The organism is Ramlibacter sp. (genome assembly GCF_035706265.1).
GTDB lineage: Bacteria > Pseudomonadota > Gammaproteobacteria > Burkholderiales > Burkholderiaceae_C > Ramlibacter.
In genome coordinates this window covers 1-2,619 of the sequence record NZ_DASSVG010000119.1, presented here as the reverse complement: position 1 = coordinate 2,619, position 2,619 = coordinate 1, and the positions used below count along the sequence as shown (strand labels likewise).

Below are 2,619 nucleotides of genomic sequence, written 5' to 3'. Positions count from 1 at the left end.
CGCGCCGCGCAGGTCGGCGAGCGGCCGCCGTGCGCCGTCGCCGCGCACGGCCTCGGCGCGGAGCGTGCGCCGGAGCACGTGCCCGTCGATGCCGGGCGTGGCCGCGTCGCGCAGCACCAGGTCCACGGGCCGGGGCCACGGCTCGCGCAAGGGGCCCGCCGGCAGCAGCCAGCCGTTGCCGATGCCGCGCCGGTCGAACACGCAGATCTCGAGGTCGCGCGCCAGCGCGTGGTGCTGCAGGCCGTCGTCGCTCACGATCACCTGCGTGCGCGGGTGGGCGGCGAGCAGGGCGCGGCCCGCGTCGGCCCGCAGCGGCGCGACGAACACGGGCAGGCCCGAGTTGCGCCGCAGCAGCAGCGGTTCGTCGCCGGCCAGCGCCGGATCGTCCTGCGGATGCACCTCGCGGCAGGCGTTGCCGCGCCGGCCGTGGCCGCGCGAGATGACGCCGGCGCGGATGCCGCGCTGGCGCAGGTGCTGCAGGATCGCGAGCACCACGGGTGTCTTGCCGGCGCCGCCGGCGATCACGTTGCCCACCACGATCACCGGCACCGGCAGGCGCTCCACCGGGCGCCGGCTGGAGCCGTGCAGGCGCCGGTGCAGCGTGGCGCCGGCGCGGTAGACGAGCGAAAGGGGCCAGAGCACGCGGGCCAGGGGACCTCGCTGCAGCCAGGCCCGCTGCAGCGCGCTCACTTGGCGGCGGCCTTGGCGGAGGCGGAGGACTGGGTGGCGAAGGTGATCTGCGTGAGCCCGATGCGGCGCGCCGCCTCCATCACGGTGATCACGGACTGGTGGGTGGCTGTGGCGTCCGCGCTGATGATCACCACCGAGTCCTTGCCGGCCTTGGCGGCTTCGGCCATGGTCTCGGCGAGCGCGTCGGGGCCGCGGCCGCTCACCGGCTGCTTGTTGACCATGTAGCGGCCGTCGCTGGAGACGGCCACGATCACTTCGCGCGGGTAGTCGCGCTGCGCCTCCGTGTCGGCCACCGGCAGGCGCAGCTGCATCTCGGTGAACTTGCTGTAGGTGGTGGTGAGCATCAGGAAGATCAGCACCACCAGCAGCACGTCGATGAACGGGATCAGGTTGATCTCCGGTTCTTCCTTGGCGCGCGGGCGGAAGTTCATGCCGGCCTCGGGGTCACGCGCGGCGCAGGTTGTTCAGGTGGCGCGCGAAGCGCTCGGCCGCCAGTTCCAGCGTCAGCAGGTACTCGTCGACGCGGCCGCGGAAATAGCGCCAGAAGATCAGGGCCGGGATCGCGATGATCAGGCCGAAGGCCGTGTTGTAGAGGGCCACCGAGATGCCGTGCGCCAGCTGGGCCGGGTTGCCGCCGGTGGCCGCGCCGGCGCCCGACTGGGAGCCGAAGATCTCGATCATGCCGATCACGGTGCCCAGCAGGCCGAGCAGCGGCGCCGCCGAGGCGATGGTGGCCAGCGCGTTGAGGTAGCGCTCGAGGCGGTGGGCCACGGCGCGGCCGGTGCTCTCCATGTTGGCGCGCAGGTCGGCCTCGGTGCAGCGCGGGTCGGAGTTGAGCGCGCGGAAGCCGCTGGCCAGCACCTCGCCGAGGGCGGAGTTCTGTTCGAGCTGGCGCACCACGTCGGGCGAAGGGACCGAGGCGCGGGAGACGGCCAGGGCCTCGTCGAGCAGCTTGGGCGGCGCGATCTTGGCCGTCTTCAGGCTCAGGAACCGTTCGATGACGAGTGCCAGGGCCAGGATGGAGCAGGCAACGAGCGGCCAGATCGGCCAGCCTGCGGCTTGTATGATCGAAAACAAACGGGGGTCCTCCGCCGGGTGTACTGCCGGCAGGAACGCATTGCGCGTCCTGCCCGGGGTGGATTATCGCGGACTTGGTGGGCGGTACCACCAATGGTCGCGTTGGTAGGACAAGGCCGCGTCGCCGTAGGACGACACTCACAAAAGTTGTGGATAACTTTGTTGAGAAGGACCCCCATCCCCCACTGCAACCCGCACCAATCCTGCGCCTTGACAGATCGATGACCAAATGAGCAGGAAAATTCCATTTGAAATCAAGGACTTGCTCGGAGAAATGCGCGTCTTAGCCCATCCTTGGGGAATTTTCCCCGCTCCCTGTCCCCTGTGGATGAATTTCTATCGGGTTTACCCTGGGAGCCCCTCTCTTTGCTGACGGACGGCAACGCGAGCGCGGCCCCGGGGCGGCGCGTCTGGGCGGTCGGCGCCCTGTGCCGCGCGGTAGCCGACGCGCTGGAGGCGCGCTTCAATCCAGTGACGGTGCGCGGCGAGATCACCGGCTTCGCGCGGGCCGCCAGCGGCCACTGCTACTTTTCGCTGAAGGATGCGCAGGGGCAGGTGCGCTGCGCGATGTTCCGCCGCAGCGCGAGCCTGCTCGAATTCGCCCCGCGCGACGGCGAACTGGTGGAGGCGAGCGGGCGGCTCGGCGTGTACGAGCAGCGCGGCGACCTGCAGCTGGTGGTGGAAAGCATGCGCCGCGCGGGGCAGGGCGCGCTGTTCGAGCAGTTCCTCCGCCTGAAGGCGAAGCTGGAGGCCGAGGGCCTGTTCGACGCCGCGCGCAAGCGCGATCTGCCGCTGCTGCCGCGCGGCATCGGCATCGCGACCTCGCTGGGGGCGGCGGCGCTGCACGACGTG

Annotated in this window: 4 protein-coding genes; 1 reads left to right on the top strand and 3 read right to left on the bottom strand. The window is 70.9% G+C overall.

What is annotated here, in order from left to right; translation table 11 throughout:
• The 3 genes from lpxK to VFM98_RS04590 all read right to left on the bottom strand — a co-directional run.
• Positions 1 to 690, bottom strand: a 690-nt coding sequence (lpxK, locus tag VFM98_RS04600; protein WP_325108719.1) for a tetraacyldisaccharide 4'-kinase, incomplete at its 3' end; no start/stop codon positions are given.
• Positions 687 to 1,121, bottom strand: a complete 435-nt coding sequence (locus tag VFM98_RS04595; protein WP_325108718.1) for a biopolymer transporter ExbD — start codon at positions 1,119 to 1,121, stop codon at positions 687 to 689. The genes lpxK and VFM98_RS04595, both read right to left, overlap by 4 nt.
• 13 nt (positions 1,122 to 1,134) lie before the next feature.
• The gene (locus VFM98_RS04590) at positions 1,135 to 1,767 is read right to left on the bottom strand and encodes a MotA/TolQ/ExbB proton channel family protein (RefSeq protein WP_325108717.1); all 633 of its coding nucleotides are present in this window, start codon (positions 1,765 to 1,767) and stop codon (positions 1,135 to 1,137) included.
• Between the two features lie 366 nt (positions 1,768 to 2,133).
• Here VFM98_RS04590 and VFM98_RS04585 point away from each other — a divergent pair.
• A partial coding sequence (locus tag VFM98_RS04585; RefSeq protein WP_325108716.1) for an exodeoxyribonuclease VII large subunit occupies positions 2,134 to 2,619 on the top strand: 486 nt, incomplete at its 3' end.